The sequence below is a fragment of the Leucobacter sp. 7(1) genome (genome assembly GCF_900163635.1).
Classification (GTDB): Bacteria; Actinomycetota; Actinomycetes; order Actinomycetales; family Microbacteriaceae; genus Leucobacter.
Genome location: NZ_FUID01000005.1, coordinates 13,762 through 38,629, shown reverse-complemented (window position 1 = coordinate 38,629; position 24,868 = coordinate 13,762). Strand labels below are relative to the sequence as shown.

General features: G+C 66.0%; 14 protein-coding genes. 4 read left to right on the top strand and 10 right to left on the bottom strand.

The window, feature by feature from the left end:
• Positions 1-30 precede the first annotated feature (30 nt).
• Positions 31-2,769, bottom strand: a complete 2,739-nt coding sequence (gene secA, locus FM113_RS01670) for a preprotein translocase subunit SecA (protein ID WP_087010838.1) — start codon at positions 2,767-2,769, stop codon at positions 31-33.
• Between the two features lie 158 nt (positions 2,770-2,927).
• Between secA and FM113_RS01665 the strand changes: the two genes are divergently transcribed.
• From FM113_RS01665 to FM113_RS01655, 3 genes are all read left to right on the top strand, one after another.
• Positions 2,928-3,362 (top strand): Fur family transcriptional regulator, encoded by a 435-nt coding sequence (locus tag FM113_RS01665; RefSeq protein ID WP_087010835.1) that lies wholly within the window; start codon positions 2,928-2,930, stop codon positions 3,360-3,362.
• A gap of 74 nt (positions 3,363-3,436) precedes the next feature.
• Positions 3,437-4,897 carry a catalase gene (locus FM113_RS01660; RefSeq protein WP_087010834.1) on the top strand — a complete coding sequence of 487 codons (1,461 nt, stop codon included), beginning with the start codon at positions 3,437-3,439 and terminating at the stop codon, positions 4,895-4,897.
• 104 nt (positions 4,898-5,001) lie between these two features.
• Entirely contained in the window at positions 5,002-5,751 is a 750-nt protein-coding gene (locus FM113_RS01655) for a polyprenol monophosphomannose synthase (RefSeq protein ID WP_087010832.1), read from the top strand.
• A 45-nt stretch (positions 5,752-5,796) separates the two neighbouring features.
• Here the strand turns inward: FM113_RS01655 and FM113_RS01650 are convergent, their stop codons facing one another.
• The 6 genes from FM113_RS01650 to mtrA all read right to left on the bottom strand — a co-directional run bounded on the left by FM113_RS01650 (position 5,797) and on the right by mtrA (position 18,870).
• Positions 5,797-13,026 carry a DUF5979 domain-containing protein gene (locus FM113_RS01650; protein WP_140393261.1) on the bottom strand — a complete coding sequence of 2,410 codons (7,230 nt, stop codon included), beginning with the start codon at positions 13,024-13,026 and terminating at the stop codon, positions 5,797-5,799.
• A gap of 237 nt (positions 13,027-13,263) precedes the next feature.
• Positions 13,264-13,893, bottom strand: coding sequence for a ribosome-associated translation inhibitor RaiA (gene raiA, locus FM113_RS01645; RefSeq protein WP_087010828.1), 630 nt, complete (start codon positions 13,891-13,893; stop codon positions 13,264-13,266).
• Between the two features lie 18 nt (positions 13,894-13,911).
• Positions 13,912-14,700 (bottom strand): ComF family protein, encoded by a 789-nt coding sequence (locus FM113_RS01640; protein ID WP_087010825.1) that lies wholly within the window; start codon positions 14,698-14,700, stop codon positions 13,912-13,914.
• 99 nt (positions 14,701-14,799) lie between these two features.
• On the bottom strand, positions 14,800-16,482 hold the full coding sequence (locus FM113_RS01635) for a GerMN domain-containing protein (RefSeq protein WP_087010823.1): 1,683 nt from the start codon (positions 16,480-16,482) through the stop codon (positions 14,800-14,802).
• Positions 16,479-18,176, bottom strand: coding sequence for an MtrAB system histidine kinase MtrB (gene mtrB / locus FM113_RS01630; RefSeq protein ID WP_087010821.1), 1,698 nt, complete (start codon positions 18,174-18,176; stop codon positions 16,479-16,481). Before mtrB ends, FM113_RS01635 begins: the two co-directional genes overlap by 4 nt.
• 10 nt (positions 18,177-18,186) lie before the next feature.
• The gene (mtrA, locus tag FM113_RS01625; RefSeq protein ID WP_087010819.1) at positions 18,187-18,870 is read right to left on the bottom strand and encodes an MtrAB system response regulator MtrA; all 684 of its coding nucleotides are present in this window, start codon (positions 18,868-18,870) and stop codon (positions 18,187-18,189) included.
• A gap of 115 nt (positions 18,871-18,985) precedes the next feature.
• On the opposite strand from mtrA, the gene FM113_RS01620 reads away from it, so the two are divergent.
• The gene (locus tag FM113_RS01620; RefSeq protein WP_087010817.1) at positions 18,986-19,645 is read left to right on the top strand and encodes an MIP/aquaporin family protein; all 660 of its coding nucleotides are present in this window, start codon (positions 18,986-18,988) and stop codon (positions 19,643-19,645) included.
• A gap of 86 nt (positions 19,646-19,731) precedes the next feature.
• Here the strand turns inward: FM113_RS01620 and FM113_RS01615 are convergent, their stop codons facing one another.
• The 3 genes from FM113_RS01615 to FM113_RS01605 are packed head-to-tail and all read right to left on the bottom strand — an operon-like array spanning position 19,732 to position 24,862.
• A complete protein-coding gene (locus FM113_RS01615) occupies positions 19,732-20,148 on the bottom strand; it encodes a metallopeptidase family protein (protein WP_087010815.1) in 417 nt (138 codons plus the stop codon).
• Positions 20,149-20,195: 47 nt separating this feature from the next.
• The gene (locus tag FM113_RS01610) at positions 20,196-21,593 is read right to left on the bottom strand and encodes a DUF5719 family protein (protein WP_087010813.1); all 1,398 of its coding nucleotides are present in this window, start codon (positions 21,591-21,593) and stop codon (positions 20,196-20,198) included.
• Positions 21,590-24,862: a glycosyltransferase gene (locus FM113_RS01605; protein WP_254908814.1), complete on the bottom strand. Its 3,273-nt coding sequence runs from the start codon at positions 24,860-24,862 to the stop codon at positions 21,590-21,592. The genes FM113_RS01610 and FM113_RS01605 overlap by 4 nt, the downstream gene beginning before the upstream one ends.
• Positions 24,863-24,868: the final 6 nt, after the last annotated feature.

Sequence of the window (24,868 nt, the reverse complement as noted above, 5' to 3'; positions counted from 1 at the left end):
CGGAGCACGGTTTGGTGAGGGCGGGTCGCCCTACTTCTTCTTGCCTGCGCGGCGCTCGGCGCGGTTGCCCGCTGCTCCGGCACCATCCGCGGGAACCTGCTGTCCGAACGCGCCGCGCTGGGTGGCCGGGGCCGCCTTCGCTGCCGGATCGGGAGCACCGCTCACCGCGGGAGCTCCATCCTCGTCGGGCGCGCTGTACGAAAGCTTGGACTGATCCGGGCTCTGCTGCTCGTCGAGGCCGCCACCCTCAAGGTGGACGTGTCCGTGGTGCTCGACGTCTTCGCGCACCTTAACCTCGAGGTTGTAGAGCAGCCCCATGGACTCCTCCTTGATCTGCCCCATCATGCCCTCGAACATTGTGTAGCCCTCGCGCTGGTACTCGACGAGCGGATCGCGCTGGGCCATCGCACGCAGGCCAATGCCCTCCTTGAGGTATTCCATCTCGTAGAGGTGATCACGCCAGCGGCGGTCGATCGTGGCGAGGACAACGCGGCGCTCGAGCTCGCGCATTGCCTCGCTACCGAGGGCCTTCTCGCGGTTCTCGTACGCGACAATTGCGTCAGACAGGATTTCGCGACGGAGGAAGTCGCGGTCAATGCGACGGCCACCGGTTTCGGCGAGGAGCTCGTCGACGGTGATTCCCACGGGGTACACCTGACGGAGGTCGTTCCAGAGCGCGTCGAAGTCCCACTCCCCGTCGGTGCCGTGGGAGTCGAGGATCGCGTCGATCGTCTGCTCACGGAATGCGACGATGCGTGTTTCGATTTCTTCGCCGTCGAGGATCTGCTGGCGGTCGCCGTAGATCGCCTTGCGCTGACGATCGAGCACGTCGTCGTATTTGAGGACGTTTTTGCGAATCTCGGCGTTCCGCTGCTCGACCTGGCTCTGTGCGCTCTGAATAGCGCGCGACACCATCTTCGACTCGATCGCGACGTCGTCGGGGAACCCGTCGCGGTTCATCAGCGCCGCTGCGGCACCCGAGTTGAAGAGTCGCATCAGATCGTCGGCGAGCGACAGGTAGAAGCGGCTCTCGCCGGGGTCACCCTGACGTCCGGAACGACCGCGCAGCTGGTTGTCGATACGGCGCGACTCGTGTCGCTCAGTGCCGAGCACGTACAGGCCGCCAACGGCGGACACCTTGTCGGCTTCTTCCTTAACGGCAGCCTTCACTGCCGCGAACACGTCGTCCCAGGCAGCCTCGTAGGCGTCCGGATCGTCCTCGGTCGAAAGACCGCGCGCGGCCATCTCCTGCACGGCGAGGAACTCGGCGTTGCCGCCGAGCATGATGTCCGTACCACGGCCAGCCATGTTCGTAGCGACGGTCACGGAGCCCAGGCGGCCGGCCTGCGCGATGATCGCGGCCTCGCGTGCGTGGTTCTTCGCGTTGAGCACCTCGTGGCGCACACCAGCCTTTGCGAGCAGGCGCGACAGGTATTCGCTCTTCTCGACGCTCGTGGTGCCGACGAGCACGGGCTGACCCTGCTCGTAGCGCTCCGCGATGTCTTTCACAACCTGCGCGAACTTCGCTTCTTCGTTCTTGTAGACAAGGTCGGGCTGGTCCTTGCGCTGCATGGTGCGGTTGGTCGGGATCGGGACCACACCGAGCTTGTAAGTCGACATGAACTCGCCGGCCTCGGTCTCGGCGGTACCGGTCATGCCCGAGAGCTTCTCGTACAGTCGGAAGTAGTTCTGCAGGGTGACTGTCGCGAGCATCTGGTTCTCAGCCTTGACCTGCACCCCTTCCTTCGCCTCGATGGCCTGGTGCATGCCCTCGTTGTAGCGGCGACCGGCAAGAATACGGCCGGTGTGCTCGTCAACGATCAGCACTTCGCCGTTCAGCACGACGTAGTCCTTGTCGCGTGTGAACAGCGCGTTGGCCTTGATCGAGTTATTCAGGAACGAGATGAGCGGGGTGTTCACGGACTCGTAGAGGTTCGTGATGCCGAGGTGGTCTTCGACCTTCTCGATACCCGGTTCAAGGACACCGATTGTGCGCTTCTTCTCGTCAACCTCGTAGTCGACGCCCGGCTTCAGCTTGCGGGCAATGCGAGCAAACTCGGAGAACCAGCGGTTCGCTTCGCCGGAGGACGGACCCGAGATGATGAGCGGCGTACGCGCCTCATCGATCAGAATCGAGTCGACCTCGTCGATGATGGCAAAGAAGTGCTCGCGCTGTACGCGCTCCTCCGCGGACGACGCCATGTTGTCGCGCAGGTAGTCGAAGCCGAACTCGTTGTTCGTGCCGTAGGTGATGTCAGCGCCATACTCTTCGCGGCGCTTCGCGGGATCCTGGCCTGCAACAATGCAGCCCGTGGTCATCCCGAGCGCGCGGAACACACGCCCCATGAGCTCCGACTGGTAACTCGCGAGGTAGTCGTTGACCGTGATGATGTGCACGCCCTTGCCCGCGAGGGCGTTGAGGTACGCGGGCATTGTCGCGACAAGGGTCTTGCCCTCACCGGTCTTCATCTCGGAGATGTTGCCCATGTGGAGGTTCGCGCCACCCATGACCTGCACGTCGAACGGGCGCAGACCAATTGTGCGCTTCGCGGCCTCGCGGACCGCGGCGAAGGCCTCTGGGAGCAGATCGTCGAGCGTCTCGCCCTGTGCGAGGCGGCCGCGGAACTCGTCGGTCTCGCCGCGCAGCTCCTCGTCGCTGAGTTCTGAGAACGAGTCTTCGAGCTGGCCGACGAGTTTCGCCTGCCGCTCGAGCTTCTTCAGGGTGCGACCCTCGCCGACGCGAAGGAGCTTTTCGAGAACTGTCGCCACGTTGTCTCTCCGATAGGTTGGCACGCTGACCCGCTCTGCAGAACAGACTCAACGCCGTTGCCAAATTGTGACAACTGCCTCAGCTTAGCAACGCGGTGAGACGACCCGCTGGGAATGTCGTTCTTTTGAATGATTCAAAAGAACGCTATACTGGGAGCATGACCCCTCGCGCACCCCGCTCCGCCACGGACGCTCAGTTGAGCGCCGCGGGGCTGCGCTCAACGGCTCCCCGACGTGCGGTACTCGAGATGCTTGAGCCAGGCGGCCACCTTGACGCGAGCGGCGTGTACGAGCGCCTTCGCGACACGTTGCCCGGGACCTCACTCCAGGCCGTGTACGGCGTGCTGGGTGCCCTCACCGACGCCGGGCTCGTGCGCCGCCTGGCGCACGACGGCGGACCCGCACACTATGAGGCGCGCGTCGACAACCACCACCACCTTGTGTGCCGCGCCTGCGGCCGCATCGAAGACGTCCCCTGCGTGGTCGGGAGCGCACCCTGCCTGACTCCCGAGGTCGACCACGGCTTTACGGTCGACACCGCAGAGATCACCTTTTACGGAGTGTGTGCCGCGTGTACCGCGGCGACAAGCTAACTCCGCCGCGTTGCGCGTCAGCACAGTCGCGCTCCGCCAGAGACCACCCTTCCCGAACCATGAGAGAGGCATCAATGTCTGACAAGCAGCCCACCACCACACAGACCGGTACGCCGGTCGCGAGTGACGAGCACTCCCTCACTGTCGGGGCCGACGGCCCCACGGTGCTCCACGACCGCTACCTGGTTGAGAAGCTGGCCTCCTTCAACCGCGAGCGGGTGCCCGAGCGCAACCCGCACGCCAAGGGCGGCGGCGCCTTCGGCGAGTTCGTTGTGACCGAGGACGTCTCGAAGTACACCCGCGCAGCGGTATTCCAGCCGGGCGCCAAGAGCGAAACCCTCATCCGGTTCTCGTCCGTCGCCGGCGAGCAGGGTTCCCCCGATACCTGGCGTGACGTGCGCGGCTTCTCGCTGCGTTTCTACACGTCTGAGGGCAACCTCGACATTGTCGGCAACAACACCCCGACGTTCTTCATCCGGGACGGCATCAAGTTCCCCGACTTCATTCACTCGCAGAAGCGCCTCGGCGATTCGGGTCTGCGCGATGCTGACATGCAGTGGGATTTCTGGACCCTCTCCCCTGAGTCGGCACACCAGGTCACCTATCTCATGGGCGATCGTGGCCTCTCGAAGAGCTGGCGTCACCTGAACGGCTACGGATCGCACACCTATCAGTGGGTCAACGCCGCAGGCGAGCGGTTCTGGGTGAAGTACCACTTCATGTCCCAGCAGGGCGTCGAGCACCTCTCTCCCGAGGCCGCTGAACAGCTTGCCGGATCCGACGCTGATTACTACCGCCGCGACCTCTTCGATGCGATCGCCCGCGAAGAGTACCCGGCGTGGGACGTGTACGTGCAGATCATGCCGTACGAGGAGGCGAAGACCTACCGCTTCAACCCGTTCGACCTGACGAAGACCTGGCCCAAGGCGGACTACCCGCGCATCAAGGTCGGCACGTTCACCCTGAACCGCAACCCGGAGAATTTCTTCGCTCAGATCGAGCAGGCCGCGTTCTCCCCCGGAAACCAGGTGCCCGGCACCGGCATCTCGCCCGACAAGATGCTGATGGCCCGCGTGTTCTCCTACGCGGACGCGCACCGCTACCGGATCGGCACGAACTTCAACCAGCTGCCCGTGAACCAGCCGCACGCGGCCGAGGTGCGCAACTACATGCACGAGGGCAACATGCAGTACCGCTTCAACGGCCCCGAGCACCGCACCTACACGCCGAACTCCTACGGCGCTGCCGGCGGCCCCGCCGCCGACCCGCAGCTCGGCGTCGAAGCGAGCTGGGAGTCGGACGGCGAGCTCGTGCGCAGCGCGTACACGCTCCGCGCCGATGACGACGATTTCGGTCAGCCCGGGACGCTCTACCGCGATGTGTTCGACGCCGCGGCAAAGGAGCGCTTCCAGGCGGTCCTCGGCGGCCAGGCGAAGTCGATCACAGTCGACGAGATCCGCGAGCGGTTCTTCCAGTACTGGACCAACGTTGACGCAGATCTTGGCCTGATCCTGCGCAACAACTACGCCGCGTAGTTTCGCATACTGACGGGAGGCTGGCCTATGGGGCAGCCTCCCGTTGGTGTCTCGCCGCCCCTCTCACGGGAGTGGACCACGTAGCCTCTGCCAGGATGGACAGCATGCAGAATCCGCACGACGATGCAGCCCAGGGCGAGGTGCTTGTCCTCCTCCCCACCTACAACGAGCGTGCGACGCTGCCCGGAACCGTCGCGGGGCTCCTGCATCATCTCCCTGCCGCGCATCTGCTGATCATCGACGACGGTAGCCCGGACGGCACGGGTCGGCTTGCGGATGAGCTTGCTGCAGATCCCCGGGTGAATGTGCACCACCGTTCCGGGAAGCTCGGGCTCGGCACCGCGTACTCGTGGGGATTTCAAGCGGCGCAGGATCGTGGCTATCGCTACGTCGTCGAGATGGACTCCGACGGCTCACACCTCCCGGCGGAGCTGCCGGCGCTCCTTGCCGCGGCTGAGGCCGGGGCCGGGCTCGTCATCGGGGCCCGCTGGGTCCCGGGCGGCCGCATCGTGAACTGGCCGTGGTACCGCCGGTGGATTTCCCGCACCGGAACCTCGGTCGCGCGGATCGCGCTTCGCTCCTCACTGCGGGATCTCACAAGCGGGTTCCGCGTGCTCGATACTCGGTGGGTGCAACGCCTCGAGCTCGGTGCGCTCGATTCGCAGGGGTATGCCTTCCAGGTGGAAACTGCCTGGTCGCTCGAACGCCTCGGGTGCCCGATCACTGAAGTTCCCATCACTTTTGTGGAACGGACCGAGGGACACTCCAAGATGAGCGTCGGCATCGTCTGGGAGGCCCTGGGCGGGGTGCTTCGCTGGGGCTGGCGGCTCCGCTTTCCTCACCGCGACCGATAGTTCATCGGTCCCGCGCCCGGCTGGTTCCAGACGCGGGACCCACACTCAGCCGCGCGCCCGACGACGCAGAGTCACGAACAGTCCACCACTGAGCAGGAGCAGTGCGACGACGGCGGTCCAGCCCATCGGGACGGCCCCGGTCACAGACAGCCCCGTCGTCGACGTGTAGAAGTTCGTCACCCGAACTTCCGTTGGTACCGCAGTGGCCTCGGGCCCGGGGCCTGTCAAGGTCACCAACGCAGACTCTTCAGGCTGGTCTGCAACGTCCACAGGCTGCTCCCCGAGCGGAACAACCGTGGTGCGTTCCGCCCCGGCGGGATCTGGCTCCGTCACCGCGCACTGCGCGCCAGCGGGGAGCTCCGCAATCGTTGCGGGGGCCCCTGGGGCAACACGGGAGAGCCCATCGTGATCGGTTACTGTCCGTTCGACGCCGTCGATTGTCAGTTCTCGCGTACACGTAGACTGAATGCCAAAGGTGTCTGGTACCCGGTCCTCCGCCGCTCCTGGACCGGCCACCTCTTTGCTGAGCTCGAGCGCGGCCGGGTGCACCGTGTTCACCATCTCGACAATGACCTCGTCCTGGGGCAGCACGGTGACGGTGCGATCGGGCGCGGGTACGTGAGCGCCGCCGGCCTCGGTTTCCCGCACGGTGCACTCGGCACCGACAGGGAGTTGACGGATACTCCCGCTCGCCCGTGCTTCACCCGGCGCAAAACTCAGGCCGAGGGTTCCCCGGTCGCCGAGATCCAGCGTGTAGCCGCCGAGATCACAGCTCAGCCCGAACGCGACATCGCCCACGGCAAGCCCGGCCCGAGGAAGCTCCGCTGTTTTCAGGATCGTCAGATCTCCACCCGCCGCAAAGGTGTTCGTGAACCGGATCTCGTGCTTGCCCGGATCGAGCGTGCTGACGCGAACACCCCGTTGCTCGTCGAGCACAGCCTGGCTTCCGTTCACACTCGCTGTCACCTGAGCCGCCCCGCGGTGATCGCGCTCGGTCGCGGTGCAGCTGACTCCCACAGGAAGCCCCGTGATCGTTTCGGTTTCACCGCGCAAGATCGAGAACGGCCCGTAGTCCTGGGTCACGCCCCCAAATTCACACACAACCGCAACTTCGAAGCTCGCGTCCTGCGAGATGAGGTCTGCGGCCTCCCCCGCTACGTCGACACCGACCTGAAGCTCAGTCTCGACAAACTCGGTGACGACAAGAATGTTGTTCGCCGCGGGGTCATCCTTCAGCACGATCGGCTCGGCAGGCGCTGCCGTGAAGCGGTAACCTGTGGGGCTTTCCGAGGCCAGGCCGTACTGACCGGGGCCCGCGGCGGGGCTGGGTTCGTACCGCTGATCACTCACCTCGCAGCTGCCCCCGCGCGGCAGACCCGCCACACGGGCGGTTCGCGTACCCTGCGGGGTATCAATACCCGGCAGCGTCACCACACGTTCTGAGGGGATGGACGCCCCCGGGTTGAGGCAGGCGATCGTTACTTCGTAGTTTTGGGCCGCAAGATGCCACGGCGTCGCGGCTCCTTCCCCGAGCGCGACCGTCACGAACATGTCGGTGTCCTGCGCCCGGGCACCAGACTTCGGCGACTCGGACGTGGGCTGCCAGATCGTCGTTGGGTGGGTCCGTCCTGTGCCCGCAGCGGAGTTCCAACTCAGGCTCGGGGCAATCCCGGTCGCGGGCACGCTCATATCGAAGTCGATAAGCACGTACTCTCCGCCACCGATTGTCCCGTTCACAAAGCTGATGTCCCCGCCGAACGCAGCACTCGTGGCACTGGGCACAGCGGACCAGTCGCCTGCGTCGCAGTCCATCGTCGTCATGGTGCTGTACCCGTCCGGGATCAGCGTGCACGGTTTAGCCGTCGCGGAGTAACGGAACGTGTCGCCGCGAAGCTCCCCATCGCCGCGGGCACCCAGGTTTGTCGCAGCCTCCCCCGTGAGTAGGCGGGCGGATCCGGGGACAAAACCCGGCGTCCATTCGGAGCCCCGCGGGCTCTGGAGCACCGTGCCCTTGTCGCCAATCTTCGGGAGTTCATTCACGAAGCGAAGGTCGGTAAGCGCGGAGTTGCCCGAGTTAATGACTTTGACACGGTACGTGAGACCGCCGTCGACCGTCGTCTCAACGAGGCACGGATTGCGCACCCAGGTGCCGTCATCCCAGTCCGCCACAGTCGTGATGTCACAGCTTTCCCCGCCGAGAACACTGGCACCGCCGACCTTGGCATCGAGATACGATTCCAGACGCACCGAGTCAATGCGCTGCGCCTCCACACCGGCTTGCGCGGTACACACCTGAGCGTTTGCGTCGTCCGCTGCACACACCGACGGGCCCGGAGCATCGGGAATACCACTGCCAATGACGCGGACCGTGTTCAGTGTGGTCTGCGACGCGGGGAGGCCGTCACTGAGTTGCAGCGGGAGCCGCAGCACGATGCGTTCGCCGGGCCGGAGGACCTCGTGCTCCGGCCAGGTCCAACGCAGTGAGGTGGAGCCGTTATTGATGATCTCTACGTCCGGGGACGTCGAGACCCCTTCGGGGGCGCTCTCTACACGCCACGCGTATGCCGCGCTTGTGGCGTTGTAGTGCAGTTCGGGCGGCAGCACATCCTCCATGCGCAAGCCGTAGAGATTGCTCGAGGCGGAACCCCGGTTCTCGAGGACAAGTGTGAAGTTGACCCAGGATCCCGGGTTGGCCTGCGTATTCGTCAGGCCGGTGTTCGCGTTTGCGTCATACCGCGCAGCAAACTTCAACGCCCGCGGAGCTGGTGTGCCCGGCCGTACCGTAAGCGCGGCCGACACATTGCTCGCGGTCGCGAGCGCTCCCGTCTGGCTGCTGCTGTGCACCGCAGCAGCGCCCGTTACTTGTGATTCCCAACTCTGCTTCCCCTCGGGGAGCAGAGTGGCTGGCGCGAGCTCAGTAGTGTCAGAACGAAGCGTCTCCCGCAGACGCGTAGTGAGTCTCAGGATCGCCTCGGACCGCTTTTCGATGAGTTGGTCTGCGCCGGGCTCCGCAGCAAATTCGACGCGGATCCCTGTGGCGTCTTCCCAGCGTTGGGGTCCGGTGCCGCCGGGCGGCAACGCAATTGCGCTCCCGTTCTCAGCGGGAATCGGCGCGGTCCACGCGCCGCTCGCGTCTCGTACCCGGATCTCGGCGGCCGTGGCACCCTTCGGATATACAACGCTCGCCTGCACGATCCGAGACGTGTCGAGGAGAGTTCCAGGTGCCGGTGCCCCGGAACCCGTCGCGATTCCGTCCCATGCCCCCGCAAGCAACCCGCTCTCGCTCGCGAGCCGCACCACTCCCACAGGGAAGTTGCCGGTGTTGCGTGCCCGCAGCTCCCATGAGGTGTCCTGCCCTGTTCCGGACGCGATATCGCGGTCCACAACCCCATTGCGCGTCGGGCTCAGGGTGGCTGCAACTCCGGGAGCCGCGCTGTTGATCGGGAGTTCTTCACTCACGAGCGTGCCGCTGAAGTCTTCAAGCGGGGTGAGTCCACCGCGGTACTCTGCGGCGAGCGCGGCGCGGCGCTGGATCAGTCCCTCGTCCGAGGGGAAGCCGCCCTCAATGCTTGCTCCGGGCCCCAGCTGCGCCGGGTCTCCGGCGGTGAAGTCGTACGTGAAGTCGGCGCGTACGAAGTCGCGAAGCGCGGCGGTGAATCCGAGCCGTCCCGGCGTCTCACTCGCGGAAAGCCGGGCACCGACGAACTTGTGGGGTTCAGCCCAGGTGATCGCGACACCCACGATGTCGCCCCACCGTTCCTCTTTCGGGTTGAGTTCACTGTATTCCGCTCCGACGGGGGCCTGAAGTTCCTCGATGCTCCCATCCGCAAATGTGTAGCTCAGGGTACCCGCGACGCGGCGCATCGATTCAGAGCCCCAAATCGGCGCGTCCTCACTCAGGGGCCAGCTCAGTTCGCTCACCCCAGTGAAGTCCAGGATCGCGAACGGATTGCTCCCGCTCTCGGCGTCACCACCCACACTTGCCGTCAACTGTTCAATACCGATGGGCACGCTCCCTTCCAAGTCCCCCGGCGCTCCGGCGGATCCGGAGGGACCCACCACAGTGCGGTTGCTCGCCTCGAGCGTGACGTGCGACTCCGTGCCGTGCTTGGCAACCAAGTACCCGTCGCCATCGGCGGCATCCCAGCTCACGCGCCCGTCTCCGGTGATCTCGGTCGCCGCGAAGACCGTGAACGCGGCCGTGCCCTCTGGTCGTGCGGTCCACTGACCGTCATCTTCGTTGTCCGGGTCGACAAGTGGCACAGCCCGAGAGGAGATTCTGGCGACGTTCGTGTAGCGAGTCCCTTCGGGGCTGCCCGTAATCTCGTGATCTTGATCGCTGAGGCGTGTCGTCCGAAGTGTGGCGTCCAGGATCACCGAGAACGCACCAAAGGTTTGCAGCGCCTGGTCCGGATCGCTGCGCTGCAGCGTCGCCCGCACCTCGAACACTCGCTCCCGCTCCCCCGCGGCCCACTCTCCGTTCCATTCGAGTTCACGAGTGATCTCGCGGAACTCCCGGTAGCCGGCGCTCTGGGAGTTCTCGATCTCAGCGTCAGAGAGCGGACCTGTCGGGAGGCTCGTCCCTGGGTCGACAGTTCCGATGGGACCGATGGCTGCGCCATTCAGATCTCGGAAGCTCAGCCGTAGGATCTGATCCGGGCCCAAGCGCGCGTCTCGGATCTTCGCCAAGGCAAAAATGTCGAGCGAGTCGCCGATTCGGCCACCGTCAACGATTCGGGTCGCTACGCTGTCCTGACCATCGGGGACTCCCGCCAGGGTGAAGCCTGTGCGCGTGTTCCGCCCAGCGATGCCGTGCGACGGTGCCTCGGGGGCGAACGCTTTGGCCACGGCTGAGCGCTGCTCCTCGAGCAGGGTCAGGCGATCGCTCCCCACGGCTGTCGGCAAGTTCGTGCCCGTCCAGACTTCGGCGGTGTTCGTGACGGTGAGCAATCCTGGCGTCTCAGCGGGTGCGAGATTCGCCGGGCTGATGTGTGTCATGTCCGCCACCTGCGCGTCACGGAAGCCTGCGGTCATGCCCGCCGGAACCTCGCACCGCACAGCGCGGGGGAACTCGCCGCTCTGCGCGGTGGGAGTGACCCGGAGCTGGAAGCCCACGATCCGGTCGAGTTCATCCGGGTCCACGTCATCCACAAACTCGATGTGTTGCGGATCGGTGAGATCGTCCACCACCCAGAACTCGCGCACCGTTTCGCTGCCGACCGCGGACTCGTCGTCAGCGACGCACACGGCCTGCGCCTGCGCTATGGGAGTGAGCGTGGTGACCCGGATCGTGTTGAACGGGTTCTCGGGGAGATTGCTGGGGCTTGGTTCGAGTTGCGGATCCACGATTGTGAATCCGGTGGCGCCCTGCGGCTCGTTCTCCCCCGCATTGACCTGGGTCTCGACGGTGAAGCGTAGGGGATGGTCCGCATAGATCTGTTCCTCGCGCCCCGGGACGTAGATGTCCCCGGCCGCGGCGGTGCCCGTGGGTGGATACACGGTCTGGGAGCCGCCGTCACCGAAACGCTTCGTGAGCGTTGTGGTGAACTGGGGCTTCACGATCGTGAGCTGCGCAGTCTGTGTACTTGTGCTGGCTTCAGTACCCGTCGTCGCACGCAGCCCAACCGCGGCCGTCATGCTCAGCGGCGTCGTGCCAGGATTCTGCGGCGGTGGGGTGATCTCCGCACCGTTCGACAGCCGTGTCTCGCGCAGCGCACCCTGCAGGACCACCGCGCCCGCGCACTCGGCCGCAAGCTCGCAGCCTCCGGGTATCCCGCCGCTCGAGCTGAACACAATTGACACGGCTCCCACCGCGGCAAGGTCCTGCTCGCCGACGTCGGGACCCGGGACTGCGTCGAAGGGTCCAAACTCACGCGCGGTTCCCTGCTCGGGCCCGTCCTCGGTGTGGACTGTGTACTGGATCGTGGCCCGGTCTGCGCCTGGGGGGAATGTCACAGCGGGGACCTCGGTGAGCCGCTGGTACTCGAAGAAGTCGCCGCTTCGCGCGTCAACCCGCACCGATACTTCGGAGAGCTCCTGCAAGCCAGTGTTGGCGAGCCGGATCGTGGCGGCAGAGGCTTCCTGCGAGCCATACACGCTTGTGGAGTCTCCGGAGGCGGTGAGCCAGGTGAGAGAGTGGCCGAGGGCCGGCGGAACCGTACTCACTCGGACATCAGCGAGGGTCCGCTGCTCTGCGATCGGTGACTCACCGGCGGCGGGAGCGCTCACTGCGTTCACGACGTGCCCGGTGGCACGCACCGTTCGAGAGGTGCTCGGCGACGCGATGATGCGATCGCCACTGGTGCGCTGGGTCGTCCGAAGCGTCGAGTGCGCGGTCATGGTCACGGTCCGCGCTGCGGGATCGGCCAAGGCGCGAGACGGCAGCCCGGTCGCTACGAGCTCAACCGCGACCGCATCTGCTGGCGCAACAAGTGTCAGATCACCGGGCTGCAGCGTGGCGTCATGCGTACTCCCGTTTGCGAGCGTGAACGTGATCGTGGCGCCACCCGGATTCTGGTTGAGTTCAAGCTGCACGAGGTCAAATGCTTCCGCGGCGGGTAGCGCTGCGGCGGGAACTGACGGGTCACCGGGCACCCGAAAGGTGAGGGTGCTTGTGCTGTTTGCGTCGGCGATTGCCGTGAGCGTGTGGCTGGTGTCGGTGGCGCTGCCCTCCTGCACGGATTCCTCGGCCCAGCGGTGCGTGGCCCCAGAAACCCCAGGAACCTCCGGCACGCGCAGCGTCATATCCGCCGCGCCAGTAATCACAACCGCATCGTCTCCTACTCCCGCGGACAGTGTTCCCGTGACTGTCGCGAGGGTCCCGTCGGCACCCGCGTCGGTGATCCGCGGCACCGCGGCAGGCAGGAACACGACGGCGGTACCGTCGAGAGACTCCCAGGTGAGCGTCACGACCTGGCCAGTGCCGGACTCGGCTGGAGTGACCACGAAGCTTGCCCCCGGAGGTGCCACGATGCCCTTATCAAGAAACTCAATGTGCTCGGGGAAACCAATCTGCAGTTCCGCCGGGCCGCAGCCGCTGGGATCCGGGCACCCGACGTTCGCGGAAAGTTGGAAACTCTCGCCGGCGGCGACCTCGGTGAGGGGTTCCCCAACGCCGCGGTCAATTGCCACAAGGGTGAATGTCACCTCAGGCGGTGCAGCTGCGGCGGCTGACGCCCCGGCCACCCCCAGCCCCGCAACCAGGACACCCACGAGGAGGGTGGCCAGACTGCGGCGGGCCGCGCGTGATCGGGCTCGGGGTAGGCGATGGTTCACGGTGGGACTCCCAGTCTGTTGTGACACAGATCCGTGCGACGTCCCATGCCCCTGCACACACGATGTGAACGCCCCCGCGGTCAGCCGAATCCGTGAGAAAACGTAGCAGCCACACCTGTTCACTCAGACGGAATCCCGAGATTTTCTGCTTTCTACTCAGCAGAATGCCCCCGGTCCCGTGACACGCACGAGGCCGGGGGCATTCTCACTTGATTAATGAGTGCTGCGCCTGAGTGTTTAGGCTTCCGCGAGAGAAATCACGCCGTAGTTCCAGCCCTTGCGGCGGTACACGACACTCGGCTTCCCGCTTTCAGTTTCCACGAAGAGGAAGAAGTCGTGTCCGACAAGCTCCATCTGGTCGACGGCGTCTTCCACGGATAGCTGCTCAGCGGGGAACTCCTTGCTGCGGATCACGACGGGTGTGTACTGTTCGTCGGGCTCACCGGCACCCGATGGCTCGCTACCATTCGCGACAGCCTCCAGCACCTCGAGCGATGCCGGTTCGATGTCTACCATGCCGAAGTCATTCGCGGCCGCGTCGCCAAGCGACACCCGTCCACGTCCACGCCGATCCTGCAGCCGATCCTTCATGCGCCGGATCCGCTCGAGCACTCGCCCGTATGCAATATCGAAGGCTGTGTACTTGTCGCTCCCCTGTGACTCTGCACGGATGACCGGTCCCGGGCCGACAAGCGTGATCTCGACCTGGTCGCCGTTCTGGGGGCTGCGGTCCGTCTGGCGCGAGACCCGAATCTCCAGTGACTGCGCCTTCGGCAGCAGCCCCGCGACCTTCTCGGCCCGCGACTCGACATACTGCTCGAAACGATCGGTGATCCCGACGTTCTTGCCGCGAATGTTCACGTCCATGGTGACCTCCCAGGGGACTCAGGCGGGTGGGCCAGTGCGGCGCACCGCTACGCCTTTCCCGAACTCTACTCCACTCCGCGACACGGTTTCCACCCCCTCACCTGAGCATTTTCTTGGTTCCGGTGTTCCCCGATCCGCCACGCACAGGACCGCGCTCGCGACGACGCGCGCGCCCGCTGATTCCAAACTCGCCCGCGCCGCCCGCAGCGTCGCGCCGGTGGTGAGAACGTCGTCAACGAGCACAACCTCACGCCCTCGCACGGAGCTACGAAAGCGGCGGCGCACCGCGATTCGTGCAGCGTTCTCAGCGCGCTGTGCCGGGGTCAGCCCGACCTGGCTCAGGCGTCCGCGGCGCGTCCGCAGCGCGCGAACCGCGCGAACCTTCCGCGCGGCCCGCAGCGCGCGAACCGCGTGCCGCACAAGGAGTTCGCCGTGCCGATAGCCGCGCTCGCGGGTTCGGCTCGGGCGGGAGGGGGCGACCACGACAAGCGGCGGACCCGGATCTGCCGCACACGCGATCCCGGCTCCAAGCGGCCCTGCGAGCTGCCTGCCGAGTTCGCGGGCGAACCGCACCCGCCCGCCGTGTTTGAAGGCGACAAGCAGCGCCCGAATCGGCCCCGAGTACCGCGCCCTGGCAAAACAGGGCATTCCTTGCTGCTCCGAGCGCAGGAGTGCAAGCTGACGCACCTCTCCCAGGCAGTTGGCACAACAATCGCGATCCGCGGCCCCGCAGTGCACACAGGAGGTGGGCCACAGCACCGCGAGCAGGTCGAGCCCGAGTTCCCGAAACCACCGCAGAGTATCCATATCCCCAGCCTCGCCTGGATCTGTCTTGTTCCCCACCGCTCCTATGCTTCCGTGGAGAACTCAGAGCCCCGCCGAGGCAAACCCATGCTGTGAGCGACGCTAGCCGCGCTTCGCCAATACATCGATCTCGTCCTCGCTGCGCTGCCAGCCCGCGCCCTGGGGAGAAAACAGGTCGCCGTCCGCCCCCAGCACCCGAAGCGCCGACCGGCCGCCGCCGCCGCTCACGTGGACACCGCCCGGCACCGAGGTCCGCTCGATCCCAAACAGTCCCACGCCGCCGACAGTCACCTTGCCAGCTGCTCCCACACCCGTCAGCGCTGCGAAGCTCAGCTGCCCCACCCAGTCCAGATCGCGCGGGGTTCCCGCCGCCCACAATTTGGTATCTGCGTCAGCCACCGTGCGCAGCGGCACCCCGTTCTCATCGCGAATCACTCCGGAGACAAGCACGTGTGATTCGTCGCCGTCCGCGACCAGCGCTGCCACTCGGCTTCCGTCTGGCGAGAGCCTCACGGCGGCTGGTGATCTGCCCGCAAGCCAGGGCGTCGCCACCTCCGTAGCGGTCCCGTCGGGTGCGGTCGCAAGCAGTGTGTCGGAATCTGCCCGGGGCACCGTCCACACGTACCCGAGCGGATCAATGCTCGGTTCCAACAATCCCGCGCGCCCGTCAACAAGGATCGCACCGTTCGCATCCACACGGGTCACCCCGGAATCCCCCAGCAGCGCCGCGGCCTGCTCGTCGGCGGAGAGCGTGATCGCTTCAGGGTCGAAATCGTGCAGGCTTGCCCCCAAACCTTGCCAGGGGGTGAACTCCCCGGACACCACCGTTCCAAACTCCTCACCGATCATCACCGCGGGTGCCTGCGTGGTAGTTACCGGGCGCGGCGCGTTGATCTCCTCGTCGGGGGTGGGTCGCAACGGAGTTCCCTCCACCGAAAGCTCAAACCCGGTCACACCGGGGACCGTCTGCAGGCTTGTCTTGAGCTGCTGTCGGATCTCTCCCATAGCAGCCGGGCTGGCTTCGAGCACAGTGTTCGTGAGGTCGATGCGGGCCTTGCCATCGACAACGGGAACTGAGTTCGAGGCGAGCGAGGTCCCGACAGGGAAACCACTGCGGACAACCTCCCGCATCCGTTCCCCGGGGCCTTCAAGCAGGGCACCCACGATCTCTGTGACAAGCGCGGTTCGGGTGAGAAACCACCGGGTTTCCGGCACGAGCAGATTCCCTGCACCCACGAAGTACAGCTGGTGCGAGGACCAGATCGTCGAGAAGGTATTCGCGTCGAGGATAATTCCGCTGGGGGCGGAGGAGATCCGCCACTCCCCCGCGACGCGCTCAAATTCAAAGCGCATCTCCATGCTGGGTCCCGGGGCCACAGGCAGCATGTCCCCCGCTGAATCGAGCTTGGCGGTCGTGGCGAGCGAGAGCACACCAGCGGTGTCGCTATCTGCACGATACGGGCGGGTGCCCTCGTCGATAAGCACCCCATAGTAGGGATCCCACTGACTCGAATACTCCGAGGTCAGAAACTCGCGGGCGGTAGCGTAGTCATCAACTGAGGACGTTGCGGCGAGCACAAAGCCGCGCACCAGGTCTTCCTGGCTTGCGCCTGCGATCGGCCCCGACGGCTTGTACTGGTAGACCTGATCCACCTGTTGGAGGTCTTTGAGTCCTCCCTGCACCGGCCCAGAGGTGGGGATCGCGCTGCACCCGGCGAGCATGACGCCGCTCGCAAGCAATGCGCCCAGGACGCGGCCGCGTCGGGTCTTCCGTTCCCTGATCATCGCCGCTTATCCTTTCGAATTCGACGCCCAGGCCGGCGAAGCCAGCCGCCGGACGGGCGGGGATCGCCCGCCTCCACTTCGATGCCCTCCGGCACGAGCGGCAGCGGCGATACGAAACTCGTGATGTGCTCGTCACGCGGGAGTGTGAGGCGGAAGTTCGTCCCGACGCCGGGCCGCGACCAGGCTTCAAGAATGCCGCCGTGCACGGCCGCGTCTTCCTGGGCGATCGCGAGTCCGAGGCCCGTCCCACCGAGGGTGCGCTTGCGAGACGGGTCCGCCCGCCAGAATCGATCAAACACCTGCTCGAGTTCGGCCGCGGACATGCCCACGCCCCAGTCCCGCACGGACAGTGCGATCGCCGCCGCGTTCGAGTCGATCGTCAGCACGATGGGCTGGTCCTCCCCGTGCTCAATCGCGTTCCCCACGAGGTTTGAGATGATGCGCCGCACGCGTCGCGGATCCACCTCGATCGGTGCGTAGCCCCCCAGCGCCCGCACCTCGATGGTCCCGGGAGAGAGCGTGCGCAAACTCTCGACGACCTCGGTCGCGAGCGCAACCAAGTTCGTGGACTCCGTCTCCAAGGTCACCCGGCCAGCGTCGTACCGAGAGATCTCAAGAAGATCCCCCAGCAGCACCTCGAACCGCTCCACCTGCGTCCCCAAAACCTCAACCGCTCGCTGCTGCCCAGCTGGCAGCCCGCCCGCCGTGTTCTGCAGGACTTCGCTCGCAAGCCGGATCGTGGTGAGCGGAGTGCGCAGCTCGTGCGACACGTCAGAGACGAACCGCTGCTGCATCTCGGAGAGGGTGTCGAGCTCCTGGATCCGGGACTGCAGCGTGTCCGCCATATCGTTGAAGCCTTCAGAGAGCACGTCGAAGTCTTCGTCGTTCTGTTGCGGCATGCGCGCGTCGCTTTCACCCGCCGCGAGTCGCCGGCTCGCGGCTGCGGCTGCGCGGAGCGGCCGGAACACGATGCGGGACATGATCCAGACGAGAATGCCAATAAACGCCATCATGGCCGCGGCGGTGATCAGCAAGGTGCGCTGCACAAAACTCAGCGTCGACTGGGTGTCCGCCAGGTTGTACCCGATGAACAGGTCATACGTTCCCGCGCCGGCCGGAAACTCAAGCGTGGATCCGACGATGATTCCGGGAGAGCTGGATCCGTCGTCTCCGAGAAAGGTCACTGCCTGCCAGTGCTGCGGTTCCTGCTCGTTGACAAGCGCCGCCGCAAGCTCTGGGGTGACGGTGTCGATCAGCATGTTCGCGGTTGTTGTTGGCGGCGGGGCCTCCGGGAACGAAGCTTGGCCGGGCTGACGTCGCAGGTACATCAGTTGGCTCGAGGAGGTGTCCTGCACCATACGGCGCACCGTGGTGGAGAGCAGCGACAGCCCGCCCCGGTCCGAGGCATCCGAGGCATCGATATGGCGCTGCGCCGCGAGGGTGGCTCGCGCCGAATCCTGCAGCGCCTGCTCTTTCCGAGAATTGTAGAGGTCAGTCCCAACGCTCGTGAGAATGAATACTCCCGCGATGAGCACCATAAAGCCAGTCACGAGCCCAGTGATCGTCATGGTGCGCACCATGAGGGAGCGACGCCACCGCGCACGGAACGGGCCGAGAACGGGCTGTGACCACCGCGTCCATCGCAGTTGCAGCCGGCGCAGGGCGATCGCGAGGCGCGAACGGCGGGTGCGCACGGTGCCCGCGCTATTCGACAGGTGCGCCAGCGCGGTATCCCACGCCCCGGACCGTCGTCACAATTGTCGGATGGTCAGGATCCTGCTCGATCTTCGCGCGCAGCCGCTGCACGTGCACGTTCACGAGGCGGGTGTCGGCCTTGTACTGGTAGCCCCAAACCTTCTCGAGCAGCACTTCTCGGGTGAACACCTGCTGCGGTTTCCGCGCCAAAATGGTGAGCAGGTCAAACTCAAGCGGCGTCAGCGGGATCGCTTGCGAGCCCCGGCGCACTTCGTGAGCCGGGACATCGATTGTGAGATCACCGATGCGGAGCGTCTCGCTCGCCTCCTGCTGGGGCTCGCGCAGCCGGGCTCGGATGCGCGCGATGAGTTCCACAGGGTTGAACGGCTTCACAACGTAGTCGTCCGCGCCCGCTTCGAGGCCGCGGACAACATCCCGAGTATCCGTGCGCGCAGTGAGCATGATGATGGGGGTGCCCGACTCGGCTCGGATCTTCTCGGCGACTTCGATCCCGTCAAGCCCCGGGAGCATCACGTCGAGCAAGACCAGATCGGGTCGCATCTCGCGGAACCGCTCAACGGCGTCAGCACCGTCGAACGAGAACTCCGTCTCGAAGCCCTCGCCCTGCAGCACCATGCCCAGCATCTCGGCAAGCGCCCTGTCGTCATCAACCACCAAGATGCGCGCACTCATGGTCCCATTATGGCGGGGTCTGCTGAAGATTACGCTGATCCGTTCCGTTGCGTGGTGATTTGCCATAATAAAACCACCTGTGGAAATGCCCGGGATTCTCAGAAAGAGAGCTGTTATGACTGGTACCGCCCGCAGTGCGGCGGCGGAAGCACTCGCCACATTCCTATTCGTGTTCGTTATCGTCGCCGCCGTGAACAACGCTGGCGACCTCACCCCTATCGTCATCGGCTTCGCGCTGATGTCGCTGATCTTTGCCACCGGCCATATTTCGGGGGGTCACCTCAACCCTGTGGTTTCGCTCGCCGCGCTGATACGCGGGGTGATCTCCGGAAGTGAGTTCGTCGCCTACGTCATCGCACAGTTCATCGGTGCCGTACTCGGAGCGCTCTTGGCGACAACGATCTGGCCGGCGCCGGAGTCCGGCCCGATGCAGATTGAAACGGGGCCGGCGTTCCTCATGGAGGCAATCGTCACATTCGTGCTCGTGTACGTCATCCTGAATGTCGCTACGTCGAAGGCACACCCCGACAATTCCTTCTACGGCCTCGCCATCGGTTCCACAATCGTCGTGGGAGCGGCGGTTGCGGGCCCCGTCTCGGGCGGCGGCTTCAATCCGGCCGTGGCCCTCGGCCTCGCATTCTCCGGGCAGTTCGACTGGGCCAACATGTGGCTCTACATGCTCGCCCCGGTTGTCGGCAGTGTGCTCGCGGCACTCGCATTCCGGGTACTGAACAGTGACGACGTGATCCAGCGTCAGAAGAAGGTCGCTCAGTAACCGGCGGGTTTCACCTCGCAAACGGGTGCGACCCCATCACTGGGGCCGCACCCGTTCGCATCTCCGGACCACTCCGAGGTCCGGAGCTAGTAGTGGTCGAAACGACCAGGAAGTAGCTCCCAAGGCTCTCGTCCCAGGTACTCGCACACAGCGAGATAGACGCAGTGCTCAACGAAGTAGCGCCGATGCTCATCGTCATCAACGTGCAGCCCCTTGGCGCGCTGGATCGGCATCCGGAACAGCATGATCGTCTGGGCATCTCGGTCGACGGAGTACAGCAGCGGGTTGCCGCCATCACCCTCACCCGTGGGCGCGGTCTGAAAGCCAATCCGGACGCCGTCGAGGTCCTCCGGAAAATGCGCCTGAAGCAGTGACACGACGCCCCGTGCCTGCGCTTCGAAGCGCGCCACACGGCTCGCCGGATTCGGCAGCCCCGGCCCCACGAGCGAGGACCGGATAGGCCGCCGCCCGTGACGACGGGCTCTACGCACGCGATCAGACATGATCCCAGTCTATTCGGGGAACCGCCACAGATCGCGCCGCCGCGGAGCTATCGCGTGAAGACAGTGAGCTCTCCGTCGCGCGGGTCCGGAGCAAGGACAGGGTAGCCCGCGAGGTCGCCGCCCTGCAGGAACCTCACTCCCGCGTGGACCGGCTCAGAGGACGTCACCACAGCATCAGCTGGAGCTGGCACGGTCTCCGCGGACCCGGGAGCCACCGTCAGCGTCCGCGGCTTGCCTTTCCCGCTCGCCGCGGTCACCTCGACCTTGGCTGGTGCCTCACCCGTGTTCGCGAGTACCAGCTGACCGCCCGAGACGACGGGTGCCGCGGTCGGCGTGTCCGCCGCAATCGCCGGAGCGGGCACGAACCACTCATTGTCGTGGTGGGAACGTTTCGTGGCCGAGCCGAGCGCGCTTGCGATCACTGGCACGTCCGAGTCGATGACCAACGCGTGCGCCCCCTGGGGCCACACCGCGATGCTGAGCTCTCCCACGGCGCCAGGCACAAGGTCAATGATTCCCAGGTCGGTTCGCGTGCCCGCCGCGTCGATGGCGTGAGCGCGCACTTGCCCACCGGCATCGCCGGGGGCGAGCGCGCGCAGGAGCACGGGGAATTCGTCCCCCTCGCCCGAATCGGAGGGGCCGTGCTCGTGATCGCTTTCGTTTGCGATCGCCGGAATCACGAGCTGCGTGTCCGGGGCCGTTTGGCGAGTCACCGATGAGATCGCGAAGGGATCAATCCCGAGGCTGTGCCCCACCCCCAGGCTGGCCGTCACGGGTGCCCCGGTGCTCACCACGCGCACCGCGAGGCGTGCACGATCCGGAGCGTAGCCATTCACTGAAACAGTCTGCTCTGATCCGGCAGGTACCAGCACGCTCGCCATTTGGAGATCGTCCACCGGGCCGTTCTCATCGAACACCGACACGACAACCGTCGCGGGAACCGTGCCGGGATTGGCGAGACTCAACGTGGTGGAGACCCCGAGGGAGCTCGCACCTCCGAGCAGCCACTGTTCATTTACGGGTTCAGCGCAAGCGCTGCCGACCACACCGCGAAGGTTTTCCGTTTGCACGGATTGGAGCTGCGCGGCGGCGAGCGGCTCCGCCATCGGGGCGGTCAGAGCCGCGGGAAGCCCTTCGCCGCCCTCGGGACGAGTGACGCTCACGGCACTGCTTGCCGTCCCCGACACAACGACCTCTGGCGCCCCAATCGGGATTGTGGCGCCGGGGCGATCCGGGTCTGCGCCGAGCACGCCGAACGCCCCCGCGCAGACAAGCGTGCGGTTCGCGTCGTGTGTCGTATCGACGACAAGCGGCTGCGGTTCACTCGTGACTCCGGGCAACACCGTGTTCCCGAGGAGCACTGCGGCGGTCGCGGCAACCGCGACAACGAGGAGCCCGGTGACCGCTCGCGCGCTGCCGCGCAGGATGCGAGATCGATCGCTCATCGCTGGGCTCCGTCCGTGGGATCTGTGTTCGGGTCGGAGTCTACGTTCAGCTCAGATTCCGGTGCCGCTTCGGGTTCCGGTGCAGGCTCCGGTGCAGGCTCCGGTGCGAGTTCGGGATCGGCTCCAGGCTGAGGCTGGGACTCCGGCGCGGGCGCGGGCTCAGGCTCAGGCTCAGGCTCAGGCTCAGGCTCAGGCTCAGGCTCAGGCTCAGCTTCAGGCTCCGGCTCGGCTTCAGGCTCTACCTCAGGCTCAGAGACCGCGTCGCGGTTCTCGTCGGCCACAGGGTCGGCTTCGTCGGGAGTCTCGTCCTCGGGTGAGCGCTCCGACTCACCATCGACACGGGGCTCTGGGGCGGCGCTCTCCGGATCACGCACCGGCCCCGGTTCTGCGGGTTCGGGCGCGGGCACTGGGGCAGGCGCGATCACTACGGGCACCGGATTGCCGGCGGCCTTCCGTGCCGCACGGGCCGCGGCCCGCTGCTTCCGCCGCGAGGGCCGGATCCGGCGCTCTGGCCGGTAGGTCACTTCTCCGGTCGGGAGCGCCAGCAGCAGCACGCCGAGGAGGACCACAAGCTGGATCACCCAGATCGTCTGTCCACTGAGCGAGGTCCCACCCACACGCTGTGACGCGTCGCCTGGGGCGTCCTGCTCGGCTTCAGGGTCTACCACGCGCCAGAGAAGTCCCTGGTCAGTCAACCCAGCGCTCGCGAGTGCCTCGTGCTGATCAAACATGCGCTGCAGCTCTGCTCGCTCTGTGTCACTGCCGCTGTTCGGGAGCAGCACGAAGCCAATCCCCGCGTCGCGGAGATCGCCGCTCAGATCCGGTCCGCCGACGCTCGCCAGCCCGCCCACGAGTTCCGCAAGGCGCTGATCCGCCGCAGTATTTTCCGGGGTGCGCTCGGCGCTACGGATCTGATCGAGCCGAAGCCCGGACCCGGTGATGACCTGAGCGCGCACTGCGTGCGGTGCCTCTGCCGTAATCGTCAGCGTCTTGATTCCGGGCTGCTGCTCCCCGGCCGCCTGCACGAGTGCGGGCATTTGCGAGCTTGCGGGACCAAACGGCACCTTCCCCAGCAGCAGCTGCGCACCCACCGGGGTGACTGCGAGAAGTGCGGCGACGAGCGCAACAGCGACAAGCGGACCCGCCGCCCGCCGCAGCGTACCCGCACCGACGGCGGCAAGACTCAGGATCGCGAGCCAGTAGACCGCGAGCCCGGATCCGGTCCAGAGTGCGACGCTCTCGTCACCCACAACCACAAGCCGCAACTGCGACGCCGCGAGGGCCGTGAGGATGCCCAGGCCGCCGAGCAGCGCACTGAAGAGCGTCACCGCGACACGGCCGGTGAACATTCCCAGAATCGCGAGGAGGGCGATCGGAAGCATCAAGATGCCCACGAGCAGGGTCGCGGGGGCACCGGTCACGCCCGCGCCGTCCAGGATCGTACCCCAGCCGTCGAGCCCAAACTCGGGGAAGCCGAGCAGCAGGTGCCACGGCGTCGCCGCGGTGAACGGCGTCACGATACCCGGGTCAAGCAGGATGTCGAGCGGCCGTCCCGCGAGCACGCTTGTCACGATCTTCGGAGCGAAGAGAACGAGCGGCACGAGCGCGGTGGTGAGCACACGAGCGGCCCCCCGCAACGTCGTGAAGAGCCCGACGACAAACAATACTGCCGCCGCGGGCAGGAGAATCGGTGCCGCAGCCAGCGCAACGCCTGCGAGCAGAGAGGCCGTTCCGGCCCAGCTCCACGATTCACGAGATCGCGTTGCCGCGAGCAACAGCCACGGCAACACCACGGTAAGCACTAGCGTCGGCAGCATGCCACTCGCCAGAGAGCCGAGCAGCACCGGACTCACTGCGAAGCCGATTGCGGCGAGTGCGCGACCAGCCTTCGACTCAGTGAGCTGAGCGGCCCAGATCCATGCGCCCAACGCGGTCAGCGGGATCGCGGCGACGAGCAGGAGCACGACCGCGTGCGAGGGATTCCAGAACGTCAGCGTTCCCAGAAGCGCGAGCACCCAGTTGAAGGGATCGGCGGGCACTCCGTCGAGCGCGCGCGTATTCCACCACAGCTGGCCGATCTCGCTCAGCGGTGCCAAGCTGCCACCGGCAAGGTTCGTACGCGGCAAGGCCCACCAGGTCAGCGCGATCGCAACGACAACCGAGGTCACGAGCACCGCGAGGCCGCCAGACGAGATGAAGTGCAGTTCCCGCCGCTGCTGTCCCGTGGACGCCAGGATGGCTTCCCTGTCGATCATGCGGGCCGTACGCACGCTCTTCGGATCGATCCGGAGCTGCCTGAGCGCGGGCCAGCCCGCAGAGTTGTGCGCTTTGATCCGACGTCGGGACGCGATGATCGCGTGCGGTCGGAAGAAAACGCTCATCGCCGAAACAAACTCACCGAGCATGTTTCCCGGTTGTTCGCGTATGAGCGACCAGGCCACACGGAAGAAGGCGAGCAGCGGAAGCCCCAGCCAGGCGAGGAATGCGAGCGGTGCCGGCGCATAGGCGATCCGGCGGTGCAGATGAGCGGTGCGCGCTTGCCGGTGCGCCTGGCGCAGCACCGAGCGCTGTCGGTCGATACGCGGCCCCGCGACACCGCTCTGCGCGAAGCGGACGCGCGAGGCCGGAGCGACCTCGACGCGATGTCCAGCAAGGCGCGCCCGGACGCAGAAGTCGAGTCCGTCATCGTAGACAGGCAGCGCGGGATCAAACCCACCGAGCTGGTCCCAGACGTCACGACGCACAAGCATGCCGACCGGGCCGACGCCCAGCACATCTTGCATGTGGTCATACTGTTGCTGGTCCAGCTCCTGACGCCGCAGCGTCCACCGCGCGCCGGTACGGGTGAGGCTCTGGCCGAGCTCGATGATGTGTTCGGGTCGATCCCAGTCCACAAGTTTGGGGCCGGCAACAGCGACTGACGGCGCCCGCTGCACGGCGCTAAGGATCCGCTCAAGCGCTTGCGGTTCCGGGCAGGCATCCTCGCTCAGTAGCCAGAGCCACTCCGACGTGTCGGGGTCGTCGGTCGCGGCCGCCGCCGCGTGAACTCCCTGCGCCACCGCCTGGCCGAATGACACGCGGGATCCCACGCCGATCACCCGTTCGGCACCGCTTGTGAGGAGTTGCTGGCCCACGCTCTCGGGGCCGCCGTTGTTCACGGCGATCATCGCCGCGGGCGCGACGGACTGCGCCGCGATGCCGGCGATGGTCTGATCTAGCCACTCCCCGCCCTGTTGGGCGACCAGGATGACAGTTACTCTCGTGCGCATATCGCG

Coding starts and splice junctions, on each gene's coding strand:
- FM113_RS01665 (WP_087010835.1), top strand. CDS start 2,928: ATGACCCCTCGCGCACCCCGCTCCGCCACGGACGCTCAGTTGAGCGCC.
- FM113_RS01660 (WP_087010834.1), top strand. CDS start 3,437: ATGTCTGACAAGCAGCCCACCACCACACAGACCGGTACGCCGGTCGCG.
- FM113_RS01655 (WP_087010832.1), top strand. CDS start 5,002: ATGCAGAATCCGCACGACGATGCAGCCCAGGGCGAGGTGCTTGTCCTC.
- raiA (WP_087010828.1), bottom strand. CDS start 13,893: ATGGACGTGAACATTCGCGGCAAGAACGTCGGGATCACCGATCGTTTC.
- FM113_RS01640 (WP_087010825.1), bottom strand. CDS start 14,700: ATGGATACTCTGCGGTGGTTTCGGGAACTCGGGCTCGACCTGCTCGCG.
- FM113_RS01635 (WP_087010823.1), bottom strand. CDS start 16,482: ATGATCAGGGAACGGAAGACCCGACGCGGCCGCGTCCTGGGCGCATTG.
- mtrA (WP_087010819.1), bottom strand. CDS start 18,870: ATGAGTGCGCGCATCTTGGTGGTTGATGACGACAGGGCGCTTGCCGAG.
- FM113_RS01620 (WP_087010817.1), top strand. CDS start 18,986: ATGACTGGTACCGCCCGCAGTGCGGCGGCGGAAGCACTCGCCACATTC.
- FM113_RS01615 (WP_087010815.1), bottom strand. CDS start 20,148: ATGTCTGATCGCGTGCGTAGAGCCCGTCGTCACGGGCGGCGGCCTATC.
- FM113_RS01610 (WP_087010813.1), bottom strand. CDS start 21,593: ATGAGCGATCGATCTCGCATCCTGCGCGGCAGCGCGCGAGCGGTCACC.
- FM113_RS01605 (WP_254908814.1), bottom strand. CDS start 24,862: ATGCGCACGAGAGTAACTGTCATCCTGGTCGCCCAACAGGGCGGGGAG.